This window comes from Nonlabens ulvanivorans, assembly GCF_000732625.1.
In the GTDB taxonomy this organism is placed as follows: domain Bacteria; phylum Bacteroidota; class Bacteroidia; order Flavobacteriales; family Flavobacteriaceae; genus Nonlabens; species Nonlabens ulvanivorans.
In genome coordinates this window covers 1-427 of sequence record NZ_JPJI01000043.1, presented here as the reverse complement: position 1 = coordinate 427, position 427 = coordinate 1, and the positions used below count along the sequence as shown (strand labels likewise).

Below are 427 nucleotides of genomic sequence, written 5' to 3'. Positions count from 1 at the left end.
AGGAGAATTAGCTGCTAGATCATTGATACATACTGAAAGTGGAGTAGGAACTCCTGTATCTGGTAGTGGATTAATAATGACCGTTACCGTTGCATCAACATCAGTACAAGTTCCTATGGCTGGAACATTATAAGTGAAATTAAAGGTTCCGTTTCCTAGTGTTGTTATGTCAATAGGATTTGTCACTGCTGTTCCTGTTGAAGTATTTCCAGTATACCATGTACCGTTTGTATCTTGAGTTCCATCTAGTAAATTGAATAAATCATATGGCGAGTTAGCCGCTACTTGATCTTCACAAATCTCAAATGGCGTTCCTACATAATTACCCGATTCTGGTGCTGGCTCTATAGTTATAGCAACTGTTGAGCTATTCATACATCCATTAACATCTGTTATAGAATAAGAAAAGTTATAAGTACCTACAGCA

General features: G+C 37.2%; 1 protein-coding gene. It reads right to left on the bottom strand.

Annotated features, from left to right (window positions below):
- The coding region (locus IL45_RS15195; RefSeq protein ID WP_036585622.1) for a hypothetical protein at positions 1–427 on the bottom strand (427 nt) is incomplete at both ends.